The following is a 21,584-nucleotide window of genomic DNA, read 5'->3' as shown; positions in this document are numbered from 1 at the left end:
TCACTGTGTGCTTGGTGAAGGGACGGCTGCGCCGACGTTCGCCCTGCCGGGGATCGTCGACGGCGCGCAGCGCGAGGTCGACCTGGCGGACTACGTCGGGGACGGCATCCTGGTTCTCGCCTTCTATCCGGCGGACTTCAATCCAGCCGCCACCGACGAGTCCTGTGACCTGACGGAGCTCGACCTCTTTACGATGCAGCGAGACGTCGACATCTTCGCCGTCAGTCCCGATAGCCTGTTCAGCCACCGGGCCTACGCCGACGAATACTCCCTCTCGCTTCCCCTGCTTGCCGACACGCACGGCGAGGCGATCGACGCCTACGACGTGCGCGACGAGGAGGGCGACCAATTGCTCGCCGAGCGAGCCGTCTTCGTCGTCGACCAGGACGGGGTCGTCCAGTACGCCTGGTCGACGACCGACCTGGAGGAACGCCCCGACGTCGACGCCGTCCGCGAGGCAGTCTCGAACGTCGGCGGCGACTCGACGGCCGTCGGCCGCTACCGGGTCGGCCACGCCCACTACATGGAGGGTCGGCGGGCGTTCACGAGCGCCATGGGAAGCTACGAGGACCAGGACTGGCTCATCGCGCAGGGCGACTTCGAGCGCGCGATGGCCGAGTTCCAGGAGTCGGCCGACCAGTTCCAGAGCGCCGTCCGGTTCGCCGAATCCGAGCCGTTGGAGCAGGGATTCGAGCGCGCCCAGGAGAAGGCCACGTCGCTGTGGCAGGCCGCCGAGTGGCTGGCCGACTCGGCCAACCAGTACGCCAGCGGGAACGGCGAGGAGGCCGACAACTACCGCCGGGACGCCGAGGCGCCGCTGGAGGTGGCCCGCGACATCGGTGAGCCGCCGGACCCCGACGACATCGACCTCGATGCCGACGCCGCGGCCCAGGCGACGGCGGCGGGAGACGACAGCGCGGACCTCGACGTCCCGCCCGACCCCGGTACGGCTCCGACGACGTCGCAGCCGGGCGGCGACGCCACCGGCGAACCCAAGACCGACGAGGACGTCGACGCCGCCGTCAAGGACGTCGAAGTCGATTCGCCCGATTCCCTCGGTCCGGGAGTTGACGAGCGTGGCGACCGGCAACCTGCGGGCGATGGCGCTCGGCCGACCGACGTGGCAGACGCCGTGAGGATTGACGGGGACGACGATCGGTCTGCCGACGAGTCTGCTGCGGCCGACGACGATGCGGCCAACGACGAGGACATCGAACTCGACCTGAAAGATCCCACGGAGTGACGCGACCATCGGTTTCTCGGTCCGCCGTCACGTAGCGACGGTATGGAAGACCGCGAGGCGACGGCACGGGCGTACTACGACGCACTCGACGAGCACGACTACGAGTCACTCGCCGACCTGCTCGCACCGGCGTTCGTCCACGACAGACCCGACCAGACCATCGAGGGTCGCGACCGGTTCGTCCAGTTCATGCGCGAGGAGCGCCCGATGACGGAGACGAGCCATCCCGTCGATGCCGTTTACCGGGCTGCCGAGTCGGACCCCGGCGAGGTCGCGGTTCGCGGTCGCCTCCTCGACGCACAGGGCGACCGGATCGTGGGGTTCGTCGACGTCTTCTCGTTCTCCGCCGCCGGCGTCGAGGCGATTCGGACCTACACCAGATGAGGAACGTCGACCGGGACCGGGCGGTCGCGTCGGTTCCGCTTCGTCCCGCTCTCAGCGACGGCTGTCACCGCGGCGAGTGACGAGGTAGACGACGATTCCGAGGACGAGTATCAGCAGGAGTTTTCGCAGGAGTCCACCCTGGGTGGACTGATTCGGTGCCGATCGGTCCGGGTCGGTGGGAGCCGTTGCTCGCGAGTGAACGCTGGCAATTTGGGCTAGCTGAGACACACAGAACGTAGGGCGCGTGCGAGGAAATCGGTTGGGGCAGGCTCGGCGGCGCGGTGTGGGTGACGGGCCGTGCGCTAGTCTCTCTCGCCCGATCCCAGCGCGCTCTCGCCGACCGGCTCGTGGCCTTCGATGACTTCCTGGCCGCCCATGTACGGGCGGAGCGGCTCTGGGACGGTGACGGTACCGTCCTCGTTCTGGTAGTATTCCAGGATCGCGACCATCACGCGGGGCACGGCCAGTCCCGAGCCGTTCAGGGTGTGGAGGTACTCCGCGGACTCGTGTCGTTCCGGGCGGTAGCGCAGGCCCGCGCGGCGCGCCTGGAAGTCCTCGAAGTTCGAGACCGAGGAGACCTCCAGCCACCGGCCGCCTTCCTCGGGACCGTCTTCCATGTCGTCGCCAGGCGCCCACACCTCGATGTCGTACTTCTTGGCCTGGGTGAATCCCATGTCGCCGGTACACATCTCCAGAACGCGGTAGGGGAGATCGAGACGCTTGAGCACCTCCTCGGCTTCGCCGAGCAGTCCTTCGAGGCGGTCGTAGCTCTCCTCGGGGCGGACGAAGTTGACGAGTTCGACCTTGTTGAACTGGTGGACGCGGACGATGCCGCGGGTCTCGGTGCCGTGTTCGCCGGCCTCGCGCCGGAAGTTCGGCGAGTAGGCCTGGTGTTTCAGCGGGAGGTCGTCGTCGAGCAGGATCTCGTCGCGGTACATGTTGGTGACCGACACCTCCGCCGTCGGGCAGAGCCACAGGTCGTCGTCGTCGTAGGGTTCGTCGTTGTGGCCGCCGATCCGGTAGGCGTCCTCGACGAACTTGGGGAACTGGCCGGTGCCCTGCATCGACGCGCTGTTGACCGGCACCGGCGGGTAGATGTCGTCGTAGCCCTGTTCCCGGTGGACGTCGAGCATGAACTGGATGAGCGCGTGTTCCAGGCGTGCGCCGTCACCGCGCAGGAAGTAGAAGCCGCCGCCGGTCACTTTCGCGCCCCGCTCGAAGTCCAGGATGCCGAGTGCCTCGCCGAGGTCGTAGTGAGGGATCACGTCGTCGATGACCTCGGCGTCGTCGAACCCCTCGCGGTAGGCTTCGACGTTGTCGCTCTCGTCGTCGCCGACGGGAGCGTCCTCGTGGGGGATCTGCGGAATCTCCAGCATCGCCTCCTCCAGCTCCGACTTCAGTTCGTCGGCGCGGTCCTCGACGGCTTCGAGTTCGGCTTTCAGCTCCTGGGAGCGCTCGATGGCTTCCTGGGCGGCCTCCTCGTCGCCCTCCTGTTTGAGCTGGCCGATCTTCGAGCTGACCTCGTTGCGCTCGTGGCGGAGGTCGTCGCCCTCCGCCTTGCAGTCGCGCCACTCCTCGTCGAGTTCCAGAATCCGGTCCAGGTCTACGTCGTCGACCCCCTTCGTCTCCAGAGCGTCCCGGACGACGTCGGGATTCTCACGGAGGAACTGCCTGCTGATCATTTGGCACTCGCTTCTCCGTGGCGTGGCAAAACCGTGTCGCTCTGGCTCGCAGTCTGCTCTCACGGCCGTGCTGACCTCTCGCACGAGACAATATCACAAATGAGAAACAGGGACACAGTTTTATCATCTACAATTTCATTCCAAACAGTATGTTGCGATTCGGACATAATTCCACCTCACTGAGCCGGTGCACAGTGCATCCCGGTTCTGGTCGCGCGGGGGGAACGGGGGGAGGAGGCATCCATGATCGTCGGTGAACTGACGTTCTACGCGCTGATCGGTACCCTGGCGACGGTCGCGACCGTCATCACTGCGGTCGGGGTTCGCAAGTTCTCGGGCCGCAAGCGCAGGATCGCCCTGGTGGCACCGTACACAACTGCGATGCTCGCGCTGGGGTATTTCGGCATGGCGAACGAGGTGTTGCGACTCCACTCTGCCAGTGGTCGGCCGGTCCCGCTGTCGCGGTTCGTCGTCTACTTCTTCTCGTACACGGTCATCATCGCCTACGTGGGGATGATGGCGGACGCCGAACGCCGGCACATCCTCGTGGGTGTCGGCCTGCTCTCGACGTTCTCGCTCGGGGCGCTCATCAACTGGATGACGGCGCCGCCCGTCGAGAGCGTCGGGAAACTGTTGTTTCTCGGCTCGCTGCTCGGCATCCTGTGGCTGCTGTTCCGTCCGTACACGCGCGCAGCACAGGCCGTCTCGGGTCCGCGTCGGCTTGCGTTCGGGAAACTTCGCAATCTGATGGCCCTGTTGCTGATCATGTATCTGGTCGTGGGCTTGACCTCTCGACAGGGGATGGGACTGCTCGGAACGTTCACCGGCGTCTACATGGGCGCGTACATGGACGTCTTCGGCCAGCTCGGCTTCGCCGGCATCCTCCTGCGGTCCGATACCGCGATCGAACACCTCGCGAACGAGCGGTCGTCGCTGCTCGCCGTCCTCCGGGACGACGGGCCGCGACCGTCCGAACCGGACGCGAGCACGAGCGACTGACCACAGACGCCGAACACCTTCACAGACACATGTTATCGAAGACGATAATTCGGGCGGTACGATTTACCAGTCGTGGGCTGTTACCACGAAACAGTTACCACTGGTTGACTGACGGGAGTGGACCGGTGACACAATGAAACTCAACAGCTACGTTCCAGATCGGATCAAGTCGAGTTACAGCATGAAGATGGTGGCGACGCTCGCCATCCTCGTCCTCGTCACACTCGTCTCGACCGTGTTCTTTTACGCGAACGTCTCGGGCGAACTCCAGGCGTCGGCGAACGCGGACTTTACCGAACACGCGGCCGACGACGCCAACGTCACGGCGTTGTGGGCGGAGTCCAATTCCGCCCTCGCTGCCGGGGTGGCGACTTCGAGCGCCGTTCAGAGCGGGGAGACGGCCGCGATCACGGACCGCCTCGAAACCGCGGCGGGACCTGATCGCGTCCACGCAGTCCACGTCGTCGACCGCGAGAGCGGTGCGGTTCAGGCGAGTTCACAGTCCAGTGCAGTCGGCCAGGAACTGGTCGTGAACGCCCCGACTGACGCGACGGCGACCCTCGTCGGCCAGCCCCAGCAAGCAGTCGGAGCCAGCGAGCGGATCGTCCCGTTCGTCGCGTCGGTCGACGACGACCGCCTGGTCGTGGTCGCGGCTTCGATGGCGTCCCTCCGGACGCACCTCGCCGACAGCACCTACCGCAGTGCACTGGTCGCTGACGGAGAGGTCGTCGTCGCGTCGACTGCCGGGCGTGCGAGCGACGCCAACGCCACGGGGCTGGTGACCAACGGGTCGGGCGTCGCGACCGGCATGGTGGGCGGGACCAAACACGCAGCGACCGCGACCACCGTGCCCGACAGCGGGTGGCAGGTCGTCAGTTACGCACCGACGCAGGCGATCTACAGCGAGCGGAACACCGCCACGGCCGGACTGGTGGCGCTGTTGTACGTCATCGCGATGAACATCGGCGTGTTCGGCATCACCATCGGTGGCAACCTGGCGCTGGCACTCCGCCAACTCGCAGAGCGCGCCACCGAGATCGGCAAGGGGAACCTCGACACCGAACTGGAGACCGATCGGACCGACGAGGTCGGGATGCTGTACGCGGAGTTCGCCGCCATGCGCGATTCGCTCAAGGAGTCGCTCGCTGAAGCCGACGAGGCCCGCGCCGATGCGGAGCGCGCACGGGAGGAGGCCGAACAGCGCCAACTCGAAACCCAGCGGTTCAACGAGCAACTCGAAGCCGAGGCCGAACGCTACAGCGAGACGATGGCCGCCTGCGCCGACGGCGACCTGACGCGCCGGCTCGACCCCGAGACCGACAGCGGGGCGATGCAGTCGATCGCCACCTCGTTCAACGAGATGATCGCCGACCTCGAACGGACCGTCGCCGACGTTCAGGAGTTCGCCGACGCCGTCGCGACTTCGAGCGACGACGTCGAGGACAGTGCCGACGACGTCAAGCAGGCCAGTGAGCAAGTCAGCAAGTCCATCCAGCAGATCTCCTCGGGCGCGCAGTCACAGACCGAGGATCTACAGGCCACGGCCGACGAGGTCAACGACCTGTCGGCGACGATCGAGGAGGTCGCCTCGACGACGGACGAGGTGGCTGGCCAGTCCGACAGAGTGGCCGAACTCGGTGCCGAGGGTCGCGAAACCGCCCAGGAGACCATCGAAGAGATGCGGTCGATCGAGCGCCAGACGAGCGACGTCGTCGACTCGATCGAACAGCTCACCGACGAGATCGAGGAGATCAGCCAGGTGACCGGCCTGATCCACGACATCGCCGAGCAGACGTCGATCCTGGCGCTGAACGCCAACATCGAGGCGGCACGCGCTGGCGAGGCCGGGTCCGGGTTCGCGGTGGTGGCGAACGAAGTCAAGGAACTCTCCGAGGAAACCCAACGGGCCGTCGAGGAGATCGAGACGACCATCGGCTCCGTCCAGAACCGGGCGCTCGACAGCGCCGAGGACATCCGCGAGGCCGAGTCCAGGATCACCGAGGGGACCGAGACCGTCGCGGAGCTGACCGAATCGCTGGAAGCGATCGTCGACGGGGTCGACAGCGTCGACGGCGGCTTGAAGAGCATCAACGACGCGACCGACCAGCAGGCGAACTCGGCACAGGAGATCGTGCAGATGGTCGACGAGATCGCCAGCGTCTCCGAGGAGACGACCCAGCAGGCCGAGAAGGTCGCTGCAACCTCCGAAGAGGCCAGCGCCTCGATCACCCAGGTGTCGGAATCGGCGGCCGGACTGGCGTCCCGAACCAGGGAACTCCAGGAGATGCTCGCGGAGTTCGAGATCCAGGCGCGCGACGCCGAAGCGGCCGTGGCCGACGGCGGTGCGTCGAGCGAGGAGCGTGACGGTGACTGGTAGTCGCCGTCGCTCGCACCGGGCGAAAGCGTGATATGTCGCGGCGAGGCAGGTGTATCCGAGATGGTCAGTGAGAAGGTCCTGGGAATCGACCTCGGGACGACCAACAGCGGCATGGCCCTCATCGAGGGCGACGACGTCCAGATGTTACAGAACAACGAGGGCGAGCCGCTCACGCCGTCGGTCGTCAGTTTCGACGACGCCGGCGATCCCGTGGTCGGCCGCCGTGCGGAGAACCGCGCTCCCGCCAACCCCGACCGGACTGTCCGGACGATCAAGCGCCACGTCGGCGAGGACTACACCGTCGAAATCGACGGCGAGACGTACGATCCAGCCGAAATATCCGCCGAGATCCTGCGAAAACTCAAGGACGACGCCGAGTCGTACCTCGGCGAACAGGTGACCGAGACCGTGGTGACGGTCCCGGCCTACTTCACCGCCGACCAGAAGAAAGCCACCCGGCGGGCCGCCAAACTGGCCGGCTTCCGCGAAGTCAAGCTCCTGAACGAACCGACCGCCGCGGCGATCGCCCACGGCTACGACGCCGACCTGGCCGACGAGACGCTCGTCGTCTACGACTTCGGCGGCGGGACGCTCGACGTCTCCGTCCTCGACGTCGACGGCGACACGTTCACCATCCTCACCACCAGCGGCGACAACCACCTCGGCGGGACCGACTTCGACGAGGCCATCATGGACCACGTCGCTGCGGCGCTGGAACGGGACCAGGGTGTCGACGTGCTGGCCGACGACGAACTCCGGGCGAACCTCCGGGCGATCGCCGAAGACGCGAAGATCGACCTCTCGACCGGCGAGGAGACGGAACTCATCGAACCGCTGCTGGGCCAGCTCGACGGTGAGATCGTCGAACTCGACGAGACGCTGACCCGCGACATCTTCGAATCGATCACCGAGGACCTCCGCGAGCAGGCGCTCGCACCCTTAGAGCAGGCCCTCGACGACGCCGACCGGACGACCCGCGACATCGACACCGTCCTGCTCGTGGGCGGCTCGACGCGGATGCCCGCCATCCAGGACCGCGTGGCCGAGTACACGGGGGTCGATCCGGAACTCACCTTCGAGCCGGACAAGATCGTCGCCAAGGGCGCGGCGCTGTACGCCGCCAAGAGCGGCGCGGTCGAAGAGCAGTACGCCTGTACGTGCGGCGAGACCTTCGACACCCGCGACGGGTTCCAGGACCACCTCGACGCGGCCCACGCCACCGACGAGCACGGCGAGAAGGTCGAAGAGCGCGGCGAGATCACGGTCAAGAGCATCGTCACCCGCTCGCTGGGGACGCGGGTCAAAGACGGGAGTTTCAACGTCCTCATCGAGAAGGGGACGCCGATCACGGAGGCCACCGGCACGAAGTACTACACCACGACGAAAGACGACCAGACGATCATGGCGATCGACGTGTACCAGGGCGAACACGAGCAGGCCCGCGAGAACGAGAAACTCGACGAGTTCACCCTGACGGGGATTCCGGAGGCGCCGGCCGGCAAGCCGACCATCGAGGTGACGTTCCGGGTCGACGACGACGGCATCCTCCACGTCACCGCCGAAGACGTCGACGGCGACGCCGAAGGGTCGCTCACCGTCGAACAGAACGTCACCGGCACGTCGCCCGACGACGGCGGCGACACGGCCGAAGTCGGCTCGTAATCAGGACGAGTCGCCCGTCGCGACGACGACGCGTGCTGGTCGGAGCACCCGGTCGCCGATGGTGTAGCCGGCGTCCAGTTCGCGGACGATCTCGCCCTCGTCGTAGGCGTCGTCGCTGACGCGTTCGACCATTTTGTGTCTACTGGCGTCGAACTGACCGTCGGCGTCGATGCGCTCTATCTCGCCGCTCGTGAACGATTGCTCGAACTGCCGCTGGACGAGCGAGAGCTGTCGTTCCGTGTCCTCGTCGACGTCGGCCATCCCCAGGACGTTGTCGAGGCTGTCTTTGACCGACAGCATGCGGTCGGCGAAGTCGGCGAGCGTCTGGGCAGCCAGCTGCTCGCGCTCGCGTTCGCCCCGACGGTGGTAGTCTTCGATGCGCGTTTCCAGGGCGTCGAGCCGCTGGTCGCGCTCGTCGTCGGTCTCCTGGAGGGTCGCCACCGCGACGGACAGTTGCTCGATCTCGCCGCGCAGGCGCGCGAGTTCGTCGCTCACGCCGCTGTCGTCCGCTGCCAGTTCGGGCGACGCGGCCTCGTCGTTGTCGTCGTCCCCGTCTGCCTCGGTCGTCCCGTCCTCTCGCATACGCCGGTGAACACGCGTCGGGGACTTCACTGTGCGGGTCGCCCGAACCGTTTTTCTCCCCGCCGCTCGGTGCTCCGGGTATGGCAATCGGCGACTGCTTCGCGGTGACGGAGGGCTCCTGTTCGGACCTCTACTACGTCGATACCGGGATGTACGACGCACCCGAATACGGCTCGGTATACATCGTCGACGGCGAGCGGCCCGCGCTGGTCGACTCCGGGATCGGCACGGAGTACGAACGCATCCTCGCGGCGATGGACGACGTCGGGATCGCCCCCGACGACCTCGCGGTCATCGCGCTCACGCACGTCCACCTCGACCACGCCGGCGGTGCTGGGTTCCTCGCCGCCGAGTGCCCGAACGCGACCGTCGCGATCCACGAGATCGGTGCGCCACACCTCGCTGACCCGTCCAGACTGGTCGAAGGGACGAAAGCCGCCGTCGGCGACCTGTGGGGGCTCTACGCCGAGCCCGAACCCGTTCCCGAGGATCGCATCCGGGAACTCTCGGACGGTGACGTCATCGACCTCGGTGACCGCGAACTGCACGTCCACCACGCGCCCGGACACGCACCCCACCAGGTCGTCTTCGAAGACCCCGCCGACGCCGTCGTGTTCACCGCCGACGCCGCGGGCATCTACGTCCCGTCGGGAGACTTCGTCCATCACACCTCGCCGCCGCCGAACTTCGACTTAGAGCAGGTGCTCGCCGACGCGAACATGATCGAGGACCTGGCGCCCGAGGTGCTCTGCTACGGCCATTTCGGACCGGCGACGACGGACGACCGCTTGCGCGAGTACGCGGACGTCATCGCCGACTGGGTCGATCGCATCGCCACGAAGCGCGCGGAACTCGGCGACGACGAGGCCGTGATCGACTACTTCGCCGAACAAACCGAGATGGTCGACGTCTGGGGCGACCGCAAGGCTCGCGGGGAAGAACGCATGAACGTGCGCGGCGTCCTGACGTATCTCGACCACCGGGAGTCAGCCGACGAGTGAGGCTGCGTCGATGACTTTTGAAATAATACGTGGTGACGGACCAGTGGGGTCGGACTTCGCTCCCTACGCGTCCTGCCGGCGCTGGTCGAGGAGACGCTCGGCCTCTTCGACGGACTCGGCTTTCGCCAGCGCGTACTCCTCGGCGCCCTCGCCCGCACGGTCGAACTGCATCTGTCCGGTCGTCGACTCCGCGACGACTCGACAGACCGCTTCGACGCCGTTCTCGACGATGCCGCGCTTCCCGCGTTCGATCTCCTCCATCGCCTCTGAGGCCGCGGGCTCGAACTCGGACATGTCGTTCACCTCGTCGAATCCCGGGTCCAGGCGCGCACTCGCGTCGATGACGGCGTCTGCCGCCTGCTCGGCCGCCTCGGCGCTGAGGTGTCCTTTGAGAGTCAGATAGAGCCGATTCTTCTCCTCGTCGACGTCGACGCTCCAGTCTCCCATGGTTTGTGACGTTCTCAGGTTTCTCTAGCGCTTGTCCAGCAGTTTTTCGGCTTTCGCCGTCGAGTCGGCCATCGCCAACTGGTAGCTCTCCTCGTCTTCACCCGCGCGGTCGAACTGCATCTGTCCAGTCGTCGATTCGGCCGTCACCCGGACGACGGCGGCGACGCCGTGTTTCGCGATCCCCTGCTTGCCGCGCTGGATGTGGTCCATCGCCTCCTGGTCGGACGGCTGGAACGTCGAGAGGTCGTTGACCATGTCGAACCCCTCGTCGAGTTCTTTCGCCCCTTCGATCGTCGCGTCGGCCGCGGCCCCAGCGTCGGCGGCCTCCATGTACCCCTCGAGCTCCAGGTACAGCCTGTTTTTCTCGCGGTCGATGTCGACTTCCCAGTTCTCACCGGATTTGAATGGCATGTGAGAGAGAGTCATCTATTTGACTATTAGTATTATCCCTCGATTCTCAGGACTGATAGCAATAGGTGGTGAGTGTGGCCCCCCGTCGTCCCGTGATACTACTCGCTGTCGTGGACCATCGCGTCGTCCCAGGAGAGGTCGTCGTCGCTCGTGTCCTCATCGCCGCTCGCGTCGTCACCGTCGTGAACTGCGGCGTCGTCCCAGGAGAGGTCGTCATCGTCGTCGCTCGCGTCGTCACCGCCGTGGACCGCGGCGTCGTCCCAGGAGAGGTCGTCGCCATCGTCGGTCGATCCGTCGCTGCTGTCCTGTTCGAAGCGGGACAGCAGGCTGGTGAGGTCGGTCGCCTGGTCGGCGATCCGGTCCATGTTGGCCACGACCTCGGTGAGTGCAGCGGTCTGTTCTTCACTGGACGCGGACACTTCGCGGGTTTCTGCGGCCGTCTGCTCGCTCAGTTCCGCGACGTCTTCGACGAGCGCGACGACTTCCTCCGTGCTGGTCGCCTGTTCGTCGGTCGCTTCGTTGATCGACTGGACGCCCTCGTTCGCGTCCTCGACGCGGTCGGCGATCGCGTCCAGCGCGTCGAGTGCGTCCTCGACCGTGTCGGTCCCGTCGGCGACGCGGTCGCCCATCTCGCGGATCTCCGTGACCGTCGCGGTCGTCTCCTCCTGGACGTCTTCGATCATCGTACTGATGTCTTCGGTCGCCTGGCCGGCCTCTTCGGCCAGCTGCTTGACTTCGTTGGCGACGACGGCGAAGCCTTCGCCGGCCTCCCCGGCGCGGGCGGCCTCGATGGACGCGTTCAGCGCCAGGATCGACGTCTGGTCGGCGATGTCGTCGATGACCTCCACCACTTCGTTGATGTCTTTGATGTGGTTCTCGAGGTGTTCGACCTGTTCGATCGTCTGGGCGGCCGTCGACTGGATCTGATCCATCCGCTCGACTGCTTCCGCGGCCGCGTCCCGGCCCTCCTGGCCGTACTCGGCGGCGTCCCTGGAGATGGTGGCGACCTCCGAGGCCGAGGACGCGATCTCCTGGACCGTCGCCGAGAGGTCCGTCATCTCGTCGGCGACCTCCTGGAGGTGATCGTCCTGGTTCGAGGCGTTGTTCGAGATCTGATCCATCGAGTCGCTCACCTCCTCGCTCGTCTCCTTGACCTCGCGCGTCGCTGCGCTCATCTCTTCGGTCGTGTCGTCGACGTCTTCGGCGAACTCCTCGAGTTCCGCGATGGTCCCGGAGAAGTGGTCCATCATCTGGTTGAACGCCGACGCGGCGTCGGCCATCGCTTCGTTCTCGCGGTCCGTGTCCAGCCGCTGGCTCATGTCGCCGTCGGCCGCGGCCGCCAGTGCGTCGCGGAAGTCCTCTGCCGTCGCTTCCAGCGCGCCGGCCTCGACCGTCTGGGTCCCGCCGTCCGCGACCACGGTCGCCGTCTCCCCCGGTACCTCGGCACTCCTCACCGCCCCAGCGGCGGTCCGCTGCTCGCTCGCGCCGTTTCCGTCACCGGCCGCACCAGCGTCGGCTGCTGAACCGACCTCGAGGTCGTCGGCCGGTTTCCCGTCACCGGCTGCCGTCTCGTCGTCGGCGCCGCTCGATCTGGGACCCCCCTCGTTTCGGGTCGGGACATCGTCAGCTTCTGACGAACTCACCGCTGTGTCTGGGTCCTGCTCCGTGGTCCGTTCGTTGGTGTGCTCGCCGGACGTTCGGGCGCGGGAAGCGTGGAGAAGCTGGGCTATTCGTCGCCTGAAAGTCATTACCAGTGTCGTACTGTTATTTCCACTATATATCCCGGGGTCTGATTATCGTAGTCGATATTCTGGATCGGCGCGTTGTTATCAGTTTATTCATGGCCGTCGCCGCTGGCGAAATTGGGTGCGTTTAAACCGCGTCGTTCCGTTGCACCGCGTGCATGGAGGGTCCCCTGTGGCTGGTGGCGAGATAATCCCCCTGGTCGCCGCGATCATCGGTATCGGCGTGGGGGCACAACTGCTGTCCGCCCGATTTCGCGTTCCGAGTATCATCTTCCTGTTGACGGCTGGTGTCGCCCTCGGACCGGAGGGACTGGGCCTCGTCACGCGCGAGTCGTTCGGGGCGGCCTTGCCGGCCATCGTCGGCCTCTCGGTGGCGATCATCGTCTTCGAGGGCGCGTTCCACCTCCGGATCGGCCGGATCAAGGAGGCGCCGTCGGCGACCCTCAGACTGGTGACCCTCGGCGCGGCGATCGCTCTGGTCGGCACGGCGGTCGCCATCCGATTCGCGCTCGGACAACCCTGGGACATGTCGTTTCTCATCGGGGCGCTGCTCGTCGCGACCGGGCCGACGGTCATCACGCCGATCCTGGAAGTCGTCCCGGTCCGCGACCGGGTTGCGACCGCCCTCGAAACGGAAGGGATCATCAACGACGTGAGCGCGGCGATCATCGCCGTCGTCGTCTTCGAGGTCGTCGTCCTCAGCGACGAGGCGGGAGAGGCGTTCGTCCGCGCATTCGCCGAACGGCTGGGGATCGGCCTGCTCGTGGGGTTCGTCGTCGCAGCCCTCGTCTACTATCTCCTCAGGTACGTCGACCTCTCGCCGGGGAACGCGCCCCAGAACGCACGCTTGCTCGTCCTCGCGGGGGCGCTCGTCGCCTTCGCCGCGGCCGACACCATCGCCAGCGAGGCCGGCGTCGCGGCGGCCGCCACTGCCGGCCTGTTGCTCGGGAACGCAGACGTGCCGTACGAGGACGAGATCACGGCGTTCAAGGGCGACATCACGCTGCTCGTCCTGTCGGTCGTGTTCATCGCGCTGGCCGCCCTTCTCGAGTTCGAGGACCTGCTCCAGTTGGGGCTGCCCGGCATCGCCGTGGTGGCGGCGGTCATGCTGGTGATCCGGCCGCTGCTCGTGTTCCTCTCGACGCGGGGCGACCGGTTCCGGACCAACGAGAAACTGTTCATGAGCTTTGTCGGTCCCCGCGGGATCATCCCGGCGTCGGTCGCGACGCTGTTCGCCGTCGAGTTGCAGTCCGAGGCGGCCCACCTGCGCGAACAGGCCGCCGAGACGGCCGGCACGAGCGTCGGCCAGGTGTGTACCGGCACGGCGACGGGCGAGGCCGCGCAGTTGTGTGCCGACGCGGCGACCTTCGACGGGCAGGCGCAGGTGCTGGTCGGAACGGTCTTTCTGGTCATCTTCGCGACGGTCGCCTTCGAGGGCGGCCTCGCGCGCTACATCGCGGAATACCTGGAGGTAATACCAATGCGAGTCATCATCGTCGGCGGCGGTAAGGTGGGTCGAGCGCTCGCTGAACGCCTCGAAGACCGAGGCGAGAACGTCGTCATCGTCGAAGAAGTAGAGGACACAGTCGAAAAGACGCGTAACCAGGGCTACACGGTCGTCTGGGGTGACGGGACCGACACGGACGTCCTCCGTGAGGCCGGGGCCGGCAACGCCAGGACCGTCATCGCCGCGACGGGCGACGACGACGCGAACCTGCTCATCGCCCAGCTCTCGGACTCGAAGTTCGACGTCGAGACCGTCATCGCCCGGGCGAACAACCCGGACAACGTCGAGGCGTTCGAAGACCTCGGCGTGCGAACCATCTCCTCTGCGATGGCGACTGCGTGGGCCATCGACAACCAGATCGAACGCCCCGCCCTGGCTCACTGGATGACAGACGTGGGGCGCGTCGGCGACGTCCAGGAGGTCGAGATCACCACCGAGGCGTTCGCGAACCGACCCGTTCGGGAGGTCGGCCCCGAACTCCCCGAGGACTGTCTCATCGCGCTCGTCTGCCGCGACGGCGACGTCGACGTTCCCGAAGCCGACATGGAACTGCAGGTCGGTGACCGCATCACGTTGCTCGGCCGTCGCGAGTCGGTTCGCGAAGCCATGAAGATGGTCAACCCGACCTGATCGAGCGACCAACCTCAGCCCGGCCACTTTTTGTTCTGTTTACGTCCCACCTGACGTTACAATCTCCCTAACTCGTCTGAAACGACGGAAACTGATGGATACTATGTCGTGTTTATACCACGTTCGGGTGCCAAACAACGGGTGGAGACACACGATGACCCGCCCTGAACGACGAAGCGTCGATCGCGATCGGCATCCGAGCAATCGCTACGGGCAACTCACTACCGCGGAAGGCGTCGTGGTGTACGACCGCGATGAGACGAGCGGCTGGCTCCAGTCGGACGTCCACGTGGCACTGACTGACCTGCTGTAACGCCCGCTGACTGGCAGCCGCGCTACGGCCGGTTTCTGAGCCCGGCGACGAGTTCGTCGGCGACTCGTGCACGCGTCCGGTGCTCGTCCCGCCGGTCGGCGAACACTGTGCGTGCGCTCTCTTTCGCGTCAGCGTCGACGGTGAAGTCCAGGTCCGGATACGTGACGTCGACCAACACGAGCGGGTACGCCGCTGCTGGCGGCACGCCCTTCGGCCCCGGGAGTTGTGCCGATGCGAGGACGCGATCGACGGCCGCCAGGTCGCGGTCCCCGCGGGCGATCGACGCGACGAGCGAGACGACCCGCCGGACCAACTGTCGCGCGAACCCACCCGCGGTGAGTTCGACGACCAGGAACGCGCCGTCTCGCGAGAGCGACCCGTCGAGGGTCCGAACAGTTCCGGTGTCGTCCGGCGTCAGATTGTGGAAGTCGTGTTCCCCACGGAGTGCGTCGAGCGCGTCGCGTGCGCGCTCGTCGGACACGGCGTCGGGCGGTGCGTGGAGGTGATACCGATAGCTGCGACTGGTGGCGTCGTGGGTGGCGTGGAACTCCGCGGGCGCTTCGGCCCGTGCCCAGGCCCGGACCGTCGCCGGCAGTCCGCTGTTCAGTGCAGCCGGGGTCAGCCAGTCCGGAGCGGAGAACGCGACCGTCTGTGCGAACGCCGAGACGCCCGCGTCGGTTCGGCCCGCCCCCGCGTACCCCGGTGGTGCGTCGGCGTCGGCCCCGAGAACCCCCAACTCGCGGAGCGCGTCGAAGAGCGCGTCCTCGACGGTCGGCACGTCCGGCTGGCGCTGGAAGCCGTGGAACGGCCGGCCGTCGTAGGCGAGGCGAAACGCGCGCATTGGTCGCGGTCCGGACGCCGACGGAATGAGTGTTGTGTCCCCGACCGCGCCCGTGGTCGAGGACATCGGGTCGACTCGACGCAACCGAACCGGACGACGACAGCCTGCTCGACTGAGTTCTATTCGAAGTCCGCGAGCGTCGGGCGGTCGTGGTCGCCCGGGAACTCCGCGAGGGGTACCTGCTCCTGGTCGCCCGAGTCCATGTCTTTGACCGTGACGGCGTCGTCTTCGAGGTCCTGCTCGCCGACGATGACGACCGTCTCGGCGTTGACGCCGTCGGCGTAGTTCATCTGCGCGCCGAAGCTCCGGCCGGCGACGTCGGTCTCGACGACGTGGCCCCGCGAGCGCAGCGTCCGGGTGATCTCGGCGGCCACGTCGCGCGTGTCGCCGATCTGCAGGACGTAGTAGTCGGTCGTGAACGACTCGTCGGGCCAGACGTCGGCGCGCTGCAAGAGCAGGGAGAGCGGGGCGAGCCCGGGGGCGACGCCGACCGCTGGCGTCGGCTGGCCGCCAAAGCTCTCGATGAGGTCGTCGTAGCGGCCGCCGCCGAAGACGGACCGGGAGACCTCGCCCGTCGAGTCGAAACACTCGAAGACGACGCCCGTGTAGTAGTCCAGGCCGCGAGCGGTCTCCAGCGAGAGCGTACAGTACTCGCCTGCGCCGAAGTCGGCCGCCGCGTCCAGCACGTTCTGCAGGTTCGTGACGGCGTTCTCGACGCGGTCAGTGCCCGCGAACTCGACGAGCTCGTCCAGGTTCTCGGCGTCGACGGCGAGCAGGTCGTCGAACTCGGCGGCCTGGTCGTAGGTGAGACCGGCCTCGACGAGCAGGTCGTGGTACTCGGCCTCGCTGATCTTCTCGCTCTTGTCGACGGCCCTGATGGCTTCCTTGGTCTGGACGTCCGTGTCGAACGCTTCCAGCAGCCCGCCCAGGATGTCGCGGTGGGAGACGCGGAACTCGAACTCCTCGCCGGTGAGCCCCAGCGACGTGAGCGCGTCGGCGGCGAACGCGAGGATCTCGGCGTCGGCCTCCGGCTCCGACGAGCCGAAGATGTCGACGTTGGTCTGGTAGAACTCGCGGAAGCGGCCCTGCTGGACCTGTTCGTAGCGCCAGAACGGCCGCGTCGAGACCCACTTGATCGGCTTCGAGAGTTCCTGCTGTTTGGCGACGACCATCCGCGCGACGGTCGGCGTCAGCTCCGGCGTCATCGCCACGTCGCGGCCGCCCTTGTCCTCGAAGGCGTACAGTTCCTCGACGATCTCCTCGCCGCTCTTGTCGACGTACATCTGCGTCCGCTCCAGGGCGGGCGTCCCGATCTCGCGGAAGCCGTACTGGCGTGCGGTGGCCTCCAGTTGATCGATGACCTCCCGGCGCGCCCCCATCTCGTCGGGGTAGAAATCCCGGAAACCCTTCAGGTGGTCGTACATGCTCGGTTGGTTCGCACACGGCGCGCTTGAAACTGTCCTTTGGGTACGCGGTCACTGCTCCTGTGCGGGCGTCGTGAACGGCAGCGTCGCCGCCGTGCGCTGCGTGACGGTCGCGATTCGGACGATGTACGCGAACAGAATCGTGATCGGCAGCAGGCCGACCGTGACGAACAGCGGAACGAAGGCCCGCAAGTACGGGCTGGTGAAGACGGTCCCGCTCGGTCCCGTCAAGAGGAGTAACCCGATTGCGACGACGGTCACCGACGGGAGGCCGGCGTAGAAGAGGTTCCGCGACAGCTCGGCCAGTTCCTGCTGGAGGTAGACCGACTTGAAGTACTGCCGCGCGATGTCGATGTTCTGGAGCTGGTGGACGAGGGTGTCGACCGCGTCGCTGACGTCTGCCGGGAGCTGCGCGCCGTGTTCCCACTCGATCTGTCGGAGTCGGTTGATGTCCGTCGCGTAGTTCGTCGTCAACGTGACCGAGAGCACGTCGAACGTGGAGGTCTGCGATTGCTGCAGCAGCGAATCGACTCTGTCCGTCTGGGTCGTGATCTCCGAGACGACCTCGTTGATCTCCTCGTAGGTCTGTTCGTCCGTCTCGGACGTCGCGAGGCCTCCCAGTCGCTGGGCTTCCCGCCGGGTGTTCTCGAACAGCAGGCGGAGAAAGCCCAGCGGCTCGACCGGTGCGACCTGTCCGGCAGCGTCCTCGACGTCCGAGCGATACTCGATGATCCCCTCGATCTGGGATTCGAGGTCGGGCGGCGCCTGTAGTTCCCGCGAGAGCAGCAACTGATTGATCGAGACGACGACGGTGATGACGGTCAGGTTTCCTCCGATCAACCCGCCCAGCACGTAGAACAGCGGCTGGAGGTCGCGTAACGGTGCCAGTTCACTCACGACCACTGACGCGATGACGAGAAACAGGACGACGGTAGTGAACCCGACGACGAGACGCCGATCCCCGTCGAGGAGCAACCAGTCCTGCCACCGCTGGCGATGGCTCTCAGTGTCACGATCGGTGTCCCGACTTTCGCCGGCTCGCATCGTCGCTCCGTACGATGGCTAGCGGCAAAGATGGCCGGGGTAGTTGTTCGGTCGACGACCGAAAACGGGCGACTCTCAGTGCTCTCGGAGGCCCACGACGCGCGTCTGGTCGTGGGCGGGAAACACCTCTGTGACGGCGTCGTCGCCGTACTCCTCGGCCATCAGGGCGCGGAGCTCCGCCTCGTAATCGCCCTTCGCGATCTCTTCGCTCGGTCCCGTCTCGACCTCCAGCGTCGCGTCCACGAGGTCGTCGACGGCACTTCGACCGAATCCCGACAGCGGAGCCAGGTAGTCGACGTCGTGGCGGTCCTCGATGCTCTGTGCCTGTGCCCGCGAGACGGTCGGAACGCGATCGTCACGGCGCGTTCCGTCCGCGATGGCGTCGAACGAGCGCAGTTCGTCGGCGGCGTCGATCCGGAACTCCCCAGCCGCCACCGTTTCGAGTGCGTGGTCGTGGACGCGCTGGATTCCGGTGCGCGGATAGCCGTCCTCGACCATGCGGTCGACGGCGTCGCGGGCGACCGACTCGTCGAGTTCGACCGTGATGAGCGGAAAGCCGACGGCGGCGGCGGCGTCGCGAGCGTGTGCGGCCGCGTCGGTCACGCCGAACGTCGCCGCGACGAGCGTGACGTCGTAGAAGGAATCGAGCAGGAGAGCGGCCAACGTCGAGTCTTTGCCGCCGCTGTAGCAGAGTCCGACGTGCATTTACCGTCGCTTGATGTCGAAGCTCTTCGAGTCCGGCTTCAGCTCCGAGAGCAGCTGTTTCATCTTCTCCTCGTCGATCTTGTCCTGGAGACGCCCGCTCTGGGCCAGCGCGAGGACCTGCTGTTCGACCTTCTCGCCGAACTGCGGTTTCGACATCTTCACTGTGTTCAGGCGCTTGCGCGCCCCGTCGGTGAGGTGCTGGCGCAGCAGCGCTTTCTTCTGGGCTTCGGCCTGCTGACGCTGGGCTTCCTGGGCCTCGCCGCCCCCTTGTTGCTCTTTCTGTTCGCGGAGCTGTTCCATCTTCTCCTGTCGCAGCCGTTCGAGCTCTTCGTCGTCGGGTTCGCCACTCATAGCTATTGTAATACTTGTTGCGTCTGCTGGAAAACCGTTACGGAGACTCCTCTCTCAGGGAGCACGAGGTGTCGTCGTCGGCCTCGTTCGGGCGGTCGTCTCGGCCCGCCGCTTGATCGCCCGGTTGACGCCCTCGAAGGTCGCCGCCGTCTGCCTGCCGTACCGGCGCACGAACGGCCCGGCGAGCAGCCCGACGAACCGCTCGGCCTGCGTCAGCCGAGAGCGTCCGTTCCCGAGGTTCTCGATCGTGAAACAGTGCTCGCCGTCGCACAGCCCGCGGACGAGCAGGTGGCTGCGCCACCGGAGTTCGTACTCCGGCTCGGCTCGGAGCACTCGTGACGTCGCGGACGGCTGCCGGCCCGCTCGTGGCCCGGGTGTGACGGTAAGCCGCGCACCGGCCACCGGCGTGCCCTCGATTCGCACGTACTCGTTCCACTCGGGGTAGCGTTCGAACTCGGACAGCACCCGCCACACGACCGCTGGCGGTGCGTCGATGTCGATGGTCGTCTCCAGCGTGTGCATAGCGTCCAATGGACGCCAGCAGCTATAGCGCTATGCGAGCGTGTCGAGACAGTGAGAGAAACGAGTCCAGCAGCTCAGGGGGAGAACGAACGCGAAAGGGAGCGAACTTACGCGTAGCGTTCGAGTTCCGGACGGTCGAGGTCCTGGAGGACCTCGCCGGCGGTGTCGTCGAGGAGGCTGCGACCGTCGCCGGTGACCTTGCGGCCCTCGCCCTGTGCGGTCTGGACGTAGCCGGCCTCTTCGAGCTGCTGGAGGATCGTACGGATGATCTTCCCGCTGCCCTTCGTGGAGCGCTTCGGTCGGACCTGGTAGCGAGTCGACCCCTTCGAGGAGTTGCCGTACTCGGTGCGGAGGCTGCCGATGCCCACGGGACCGTCGATGGCGACCTTGCGCAGGAGGCTGGCGGCGCGGCGCTGCCAGAAGTCGTCCTGTTCCGGCGGGAGTTCGCGGCCGGTACCTGTCTTCGTGAAGCGAGCCCAGTCGGGTTCCGCCACGGCGTCCTCGTCGGCGAGTCGCTCTGCGAGCGCCTCGTTGAGGTCCTCGGCGGGAACGTCGAATAGCGTCGTCATTGCAGTGTCGTTCCTGTTGGCGTCATAAAAGCGCATCGTTCGGCACTCGCCGGTGCCCGTGTGGGTCGTTCACTCGTCTTCGACAACTGGCTCTTCCCCGCGACGGGCACCGAGGGCTGCAGCCGACCCGCCCCCGACGAGCGTCGGGAACCAGTAGGTGGCGGCGCGGTGGATGACGATCGCGGCCCCCGCTGCGGCGGCCGGGATGCCGGTCGTCGAGACCAGCAGGACGGTCAACGCCGTTTCGATGCCGCCGAGGCCGCCCGGGAACGGCGTGGCGCTCGCGAGCGCGCCCACGGGAATGACGACCAGCACCGCTGCGAAGGGCACGTCGTACCCGAGGGCGGTGACCGACAGCCACAGCGAGGACGTGAGCGCGAGCCAGCCGCCAAGCGAGAACGCCAGCGCGAGGACGAGCCGCCGTGGGCTGTTGGCGACGCGATCGATCGCCGTGAAAAATCCCTCGATGCGGTGTTCGATGACGCCGGGATCCGGTGGACTTCGTCGGGGGACGAGTCGTCCGAGGGCGCGGATGACCGGCGTCAGCAGGCGGACGACCGCGGCTTCCAGTTCGTAGCGGTAGCGCCAGCCCACGTACGCGGCGACCGGGATGGCGAGCGCGAGCGCGCCCACGGCAACGGAGGCGATCCGGAGGTTCCGCCCGAGCGTGACGGTCTCCACGGCGAAGAACGCGAGGCCGATCGTCGCGAGTCCGACGGACGGGACGAAGTGGAGCGCGTCGACGCTGGCGATCGCGGCCAGCCCGTTCTCGTACTCGCTGTCCGTGGCCTTCGAGATGAGCAGTGCGGTGAGCGGCTCCCCGCCGGCTTGCCCGAACGGCGTGACGTTGTTCGCGAACACGGCGGCCGTGTACAGCATGACCGCCTTCGGTGCCGAGACGGGCTCGTCGATCGCCTGGAGCACCGTGTACAGTGCCAGTCCCCACGAGGAGAGCCACAGGAGTGCGACGGGGACGAGCGCGGCCACGATCACCGGATCGGCGCTCGCGAGCGCCGCGAGGATCTGGTCGACGCCGACGAACCAGAACAACACCACCAGGACGAGCACGGCGCCGGCAAACCCCGCGACCGTGGCCCGTCTGTCCCCGTTCATGCCCGGGCCAACGACCGGTTTCCGTTTGAAGG

At 66.6% G+C, this 21,584-nt stretch carries 21 protein-coding genes; 8 read left to right on the top strand and 13 right to left on the bottom strand.

Annotation, left to right across the window (positions count from 1 at the left end; translation table 11 throughout):
- Positions 1–7: 7 nt before the first annotated feature.
- Together MU553_RS11345 and MU553_RS11340 are read left to right on the top strand one after the other, a co-directional pair.
- A complete protein-coding gene (locus tag MU553_RS11345; RefSeq protein ID WP_247376771.1) occupies positions 8–1,243 on the top strand; it encodes a redoxin domain-containing protein in 1,236 nt (411 codons plus the stop codon).
- A gap of 42 nt (positions 1,244–1,285) precedes the next feature.
- On the top strand, positions 1,286–1,627 hold the full coding sequence (locus tag MU553_RS11340; RefSeq protein WP_247376773.1) for a nuclear transport factor 2 family protein: 342 nt from the start codon (positions 1,286–1,288) through the stop codon (positions 1,625–1,627).
- A gap of 302 nt (positions 1,628–1,929) precedes the next feature.
- On the opposite strand, the gene serS is transcribed toward MU553_RS11340, so the two are convergent.
- Positions 1,930–3,309, bottom strand: a complete 1,380-nt coding sequence (serS, locus tag MU553_RS11335) for a serine--tRNA ligase (protein WP_247376775.1) — start codon at positions 3,307–3,309, stop codon at positions 1,930–1,932.
- A 243-nt stretch (positions 3,310–3,552) separates the two neighbouring features.
- Between serS and MU553_RS11330 the strand changes: the two genes are divergently transcribed.
- The 3 genes from MU553_RS11330 to MU553_RS11320 all read left to right on the top strand — a co-directional run bounded on the left by MU553_RS11330 (position 3,553) and on the right by MU553_RS11320 (position 8,347).
- On the top strand, positions 3,553–4,308 hold the full coding sequence (locus tag MU553_RS11330; protein ID WP_247376777.1) for a bacteriorhodopsin: 756 nt from the start codon (positions 3,553–3,555) through the stop codon (positions 4,306–4,308).
- A 133-nt stretch (positions 4,309–4,441) separates the two neighbouring features.
- A complete protein-coding gene (locus tag MU553_RS11325; protein WP_247376780.1) occupies positions 4,442–6,685 on the top strand; it encodes a methyl-accepting chemotaxis protein in 2,244 nt (747 codons plus the stop codon).
- A 60-nt stretch (positions 6,686–6,745) separates the two neighbouring features.
- Positions 6,746–8,347: an Hsp70 family protein gene (locus tag MU553_RS11320; RefSeq protein ID WP_247376782.1), complete on the top strand. Its 1,602-nt coding sequence runs from the start codon at positions 6,746–6,748 to the stop codon at positions 8,345–8,347.
- On the opposite strand, the gene MU553_RS11315 is transcribed toward MU553_RS11320, so the two are convergent.
- Positions 8,348–8,929 carry a nucleotide exchange factor GrpE gene (locus MU553_RS11315; protein WP_247376784.1) on the bottom strand — a complete coding sequence of 194 codons (582 nt, stop codon included), beginning with the start codon at positions 8,927–8,929 and terminating at the stop codon, positions 8,348–8,350.
- 80 nt (positions 8,930–9,009) lie between these two features.
- Between MU553_RS11315 and MU553_RS11310 the strand changes: the two genes are divergently transcribed.
- Positions 9,010–9,930, top strand: a complete 921-nt coding sequence (locus tag MU553_RS11310; protein WP_247376786.1) for an MBL fold metallo-hydrolase — start codon at positions 9,010–9,012, stop codon at positions 9,928–9,930.
- A 63-nt stretch (positions 9,931–9,993) separates the two neighbouring features.
- On the opposite strand, the gene MU553_RS11305 is transcribed toward MU553_RS11310, so the two are convergent.
- From MU553_RS11305 to MU553_RS23770, 3 genes are all read right to left on the bottom strand, one after another.
- Positions 9,994–10,377 (bottom strand): hypothetical protein, encoded by a 384-nt coding sequence (locus MU553_RS11305; RefSeq protein WP_247376788.1) that lies wholly within the window; start codon positions 10,375–10,377, stop codon positions 9,994–9,996.
- 24 nt (positions 10,378–10,401) lie between these two features.
- Positions 10,402–10,788 (bottom strand): hypothetical protein, encoded by a 387-nt coding sequence (locus MU553_RS11300; RefSeq protein ID WP_247376790.1) that lies wholly within the window; start codon positions 10,786–10,788, stop codon positions 10,402–10,404.
- A gap of 98 nt (positions 10,789–10,886) precedes the next feature.
- On the bottom strand, positions 10,887–12,431 hold the full coding sequence (locus MU553_RS23770; RefSeq protein ID WP_247376792.1) for a methyl-accepting chemotaxis protein: 1,545 nt from the start codon (positions 12,429–12,431) through the stop codon (positions 10,887–10,889).
- Positions 12,432–12,705: 274 nt separating this feature from the next.
- Between MU553_RS23770 and MU553_RS11290 the strand changes: the two genes are divergently transcribed.
- Both MU553_RS11290 and MU553_RS11285 read left to right on the top strand, forming a co-directional pair.
- The gene (locus tag MU553_RS11290; protein WP_247376795.1) at positions 12,706–14,670 is read left to right on the top strand and encodes a cation:proton antiporter domain-containing protein; all 1,965 of its coding nucleotides are present in this window, start codon (positions 12,706–12,708) and stop codon (positions 14,668–14,670) included.
- Between the two features lie 154 nt (positions 14,671–14,824).
- Complete coding sequence (locus MU553_RS11285; RefSeq protein ID WP_247376796.1) at positions 14,825–14,983, top strand: DUF7331 family protein; 159 nt, start codon at positions 14,825–14,827, stop codon at positions 14,981–14,983.
- Positions 14,984–15,005: 22 nt separating this feature from the next.
- On the opposite strand, the gene truA is transcribed toward MU553_RS11285, so the two are convergent.
- The 8 genes from truA to MU553_RS11245 all read right to left on the bottom strand — a co-directional run bounded on the left by truA (position 15,006) and on the right by MU553_RS11245 (position 21,552).
- Positions 15,006–15,824 carry a tRNA pseudouridine(38-40) synthase TruA gene (gene truA, locus MU553_RS11280; protein ID WP_247376798.1) on the bottom strand — a complete coding sequence of 273 codons (819 nt, stop codon included), beginning with the start codon at positions 15,822–15,824 and terminating at the stop codon, positions 15,006–15,008.
- Positions 15,825–15,943: 119 nt separating this feature from the next.
- Positions 15,944–17,248, bottom strand: coding sequence for a histidine--tRNA ligase (gene hisS, locus MU553_RS11275; RefSeq protein ID WP_247376800.1), 1,305 nt, complete (start codon positions 17,246–17,248; stop codon positions 15,944–15,946).
- 51 nt (positions 17,249–17,299) lie between these two features.
- Complete coding sequence (locus tag MU553_RS11270) at positions 17,300–18,292, bottom strand: DUF7972 family membrane protein (RefSeq protein WP_247376802.1); 993 nt, start codon at positions 18,290–18,292, stop codon at positions 17,300–17,302.
- A 75-nt stretch (positions 18,293–18,367) separates the two neighbouring features.
- Complete coding sequence (locus MU553_RS11265) at positions 18,368–18,997, bottom strand: DUF7411 family protein (protein WP_247376804.1); 630 nt, start codon at positions 18,995–18,997, stop codon at positions 18,368–18,370.
- Positions 18,998–19,348, bottom strand: coding sequence for a DNA-binding protein (locus tag MU553_RS11260; RefSeq protein WP_247376806.1), 351 nt, complete (start codon positions 19,346–19,348; stop codon positions 18,998–19,000). It lies immediately after the preceding gene.
- 54 nt (positions 19,349–19,402) lie between these two features.
- Positions 19,403–19,870: an SRPBCC domain-containing protein gene (locus tag MU553_RS11255; RefSeq protein WP_247376809.1), complete on the bottom strand. Its 468-nt coding sequence runs from the start codon at positions 19,868–19,870 to the stop codon at positions 19,403–19,405.
- A gap of 107 nt (positions 19,871–19,977) precedes the next feature.
- Positions 19,978–20,439 carry a 30S ribosomal protein S19e gene (locus tag MU553_RS11250; RefSeq protein ID WP_247376811.1) on the bottom strand — a complete coding sequence of 154 codons (462 nt, stop codon included), beginning with the start codon at positions 20,437–20,439 and terminating at the stop codon, positions 19,978–19,980.
- Between the two features lie 69 nt (positions 20,440–20,508).
- Entirely contained in the window at positions 20,509–21,552 is a 1,044-nt protein-coding gene (locus MU553_RS11245) for a lysylphosphatidylglycerol synthase transmembrane domain-containing protein (RefSeq protein ID WP_247376813.1), read from the bottom strand.
- Between the last annotated feature and the right edge of the window lie 32 nt (positions 21,553–21,584).

The organism is Halorientalis brevis (assembly GCF_023077655.1).
The sequence above is the reverse complement of the archived record's forward strand: the minus strand, read 5'-3'. Positions and strand labels throughout refer to the sequence as shown.

Coding starts and splice junctions, on each gene's coding strand:
- MU553_RS11325 (WP_247376780.1), top strand. CDS start 4,442: ATGAAACTCAACAGCTACGTTCCAGATCGGATCAAGTCGAGTTACAGC.
- hisS (WP_247376800.1), bottom strand. CDS start 17,248: ATGTACGACCACCTGAAGGGTTTCCGGGATTTCTACCCCGACGAGATG.
- MU553_RS11310 (WP_247376786.1), top strand. CDS start 9,010: ATGGCAATCGGCGACTGCTTCGCGGTGACGGAGGGCTCCTGTTCGGAC.
- MU553_RS11300 (WP_247376790.1), bottom strand. CDS start 10,788: ATGCCATTCAAATCCGGTGAGAACTGGGAAGTCGACATCGACCGCGAG.
- MU553_RS11305 (WP_247376788.1), bottom strand. CDS start 10,377: ATGGGAGACTGGAGCGTCGACGTCGACGAGGAGAAGAATCGGCTCTAT.
- MU553_RS11330 (WP_247376777.1), top strand. CDS start 3,553: ATGATCGTCGGTGAACTGACGTTCTACGCGCTGATCGGTACCCTGGCG.
- MU553_RS11270 (WP_247376802.1), bottom strand. CDS start 18,292: ATGCGAGCCGGCGAAAGTCGGGACACCGATCGTGACACTGAGAGCCAT.
- MU553_RS11250 (WP_247376811.1), bottom strand. CDS start 20,439: ATGACGACGCTATTCGACGTTCCCGCCGAGGACCTCAACGAGGCGCTC.
- MU553_RS11265 (WP_247376804.1), bottom strand. CDS start 18,997: ATGCACGTCGGACTCTGCTACAGCGGCGGCAAAGACTCGACGTTGGCC.
- serS (WP_247376775.1), bottom strand. CDS start 3,309: ATGATCAGCAGGCAGTTCCTCCGTGAGAATCCCGACGTCGTCCGGGAC.
- MU553_RS11315 (WP_247376784.1), bottom strand. CDS start 8,929: ATGCGAGAGGACGGGACGACCGAGGCAGACGGGGACGACGACAACGAC.
- MU553_RS11245 (WP_247376813.1), bottom strand. CDS start 21,552: ATGAACGGGGACAGACGGGCCACGGTCGCGGGGTTTGCCGGCGCCGTG.
- MU553_RS11340 (WP_247376773.1), top strand. CDS start 1,286: ATGGAAGACCGCGAGGCGACGGCACGGGCGTACTACGACGCACTCGAC.
- truA (WP_247376798.1), bottom strand. CDS start 15,824: ATGCGCGCGTTTCGCCTCGCCTACGACGGCCGGCCGTTCCACGGCTTC.
- MU553_RS11260 (WP_247376806.1), bottom strand. CDS start 19,348: ATGAGTGGCGAACCCGACGACGAAGAGCTCGAACGGCTGCGACAGGAG.
- MU553_RS11320 (WP_247376782.1), top strand. CDS start 6,746: ATGGTCAGTGAGAAGGTCCTGGGAATCGACCTCGGGACGACCAACAGC.
- MU553_RS11255 (WP_247376809.1), bottom strand. CDS start 19,870: ATGCACACGCTGGAGACGACCATCGACATCGACGCACCGCCAGCGGTC.
- MU553_RS11285 (WP_247376796.1), top strand. CDS start 14,825: ATGACCCGCCCTGAACGACGAAGCGTCGATCGCGATCGGCATCCGAGC.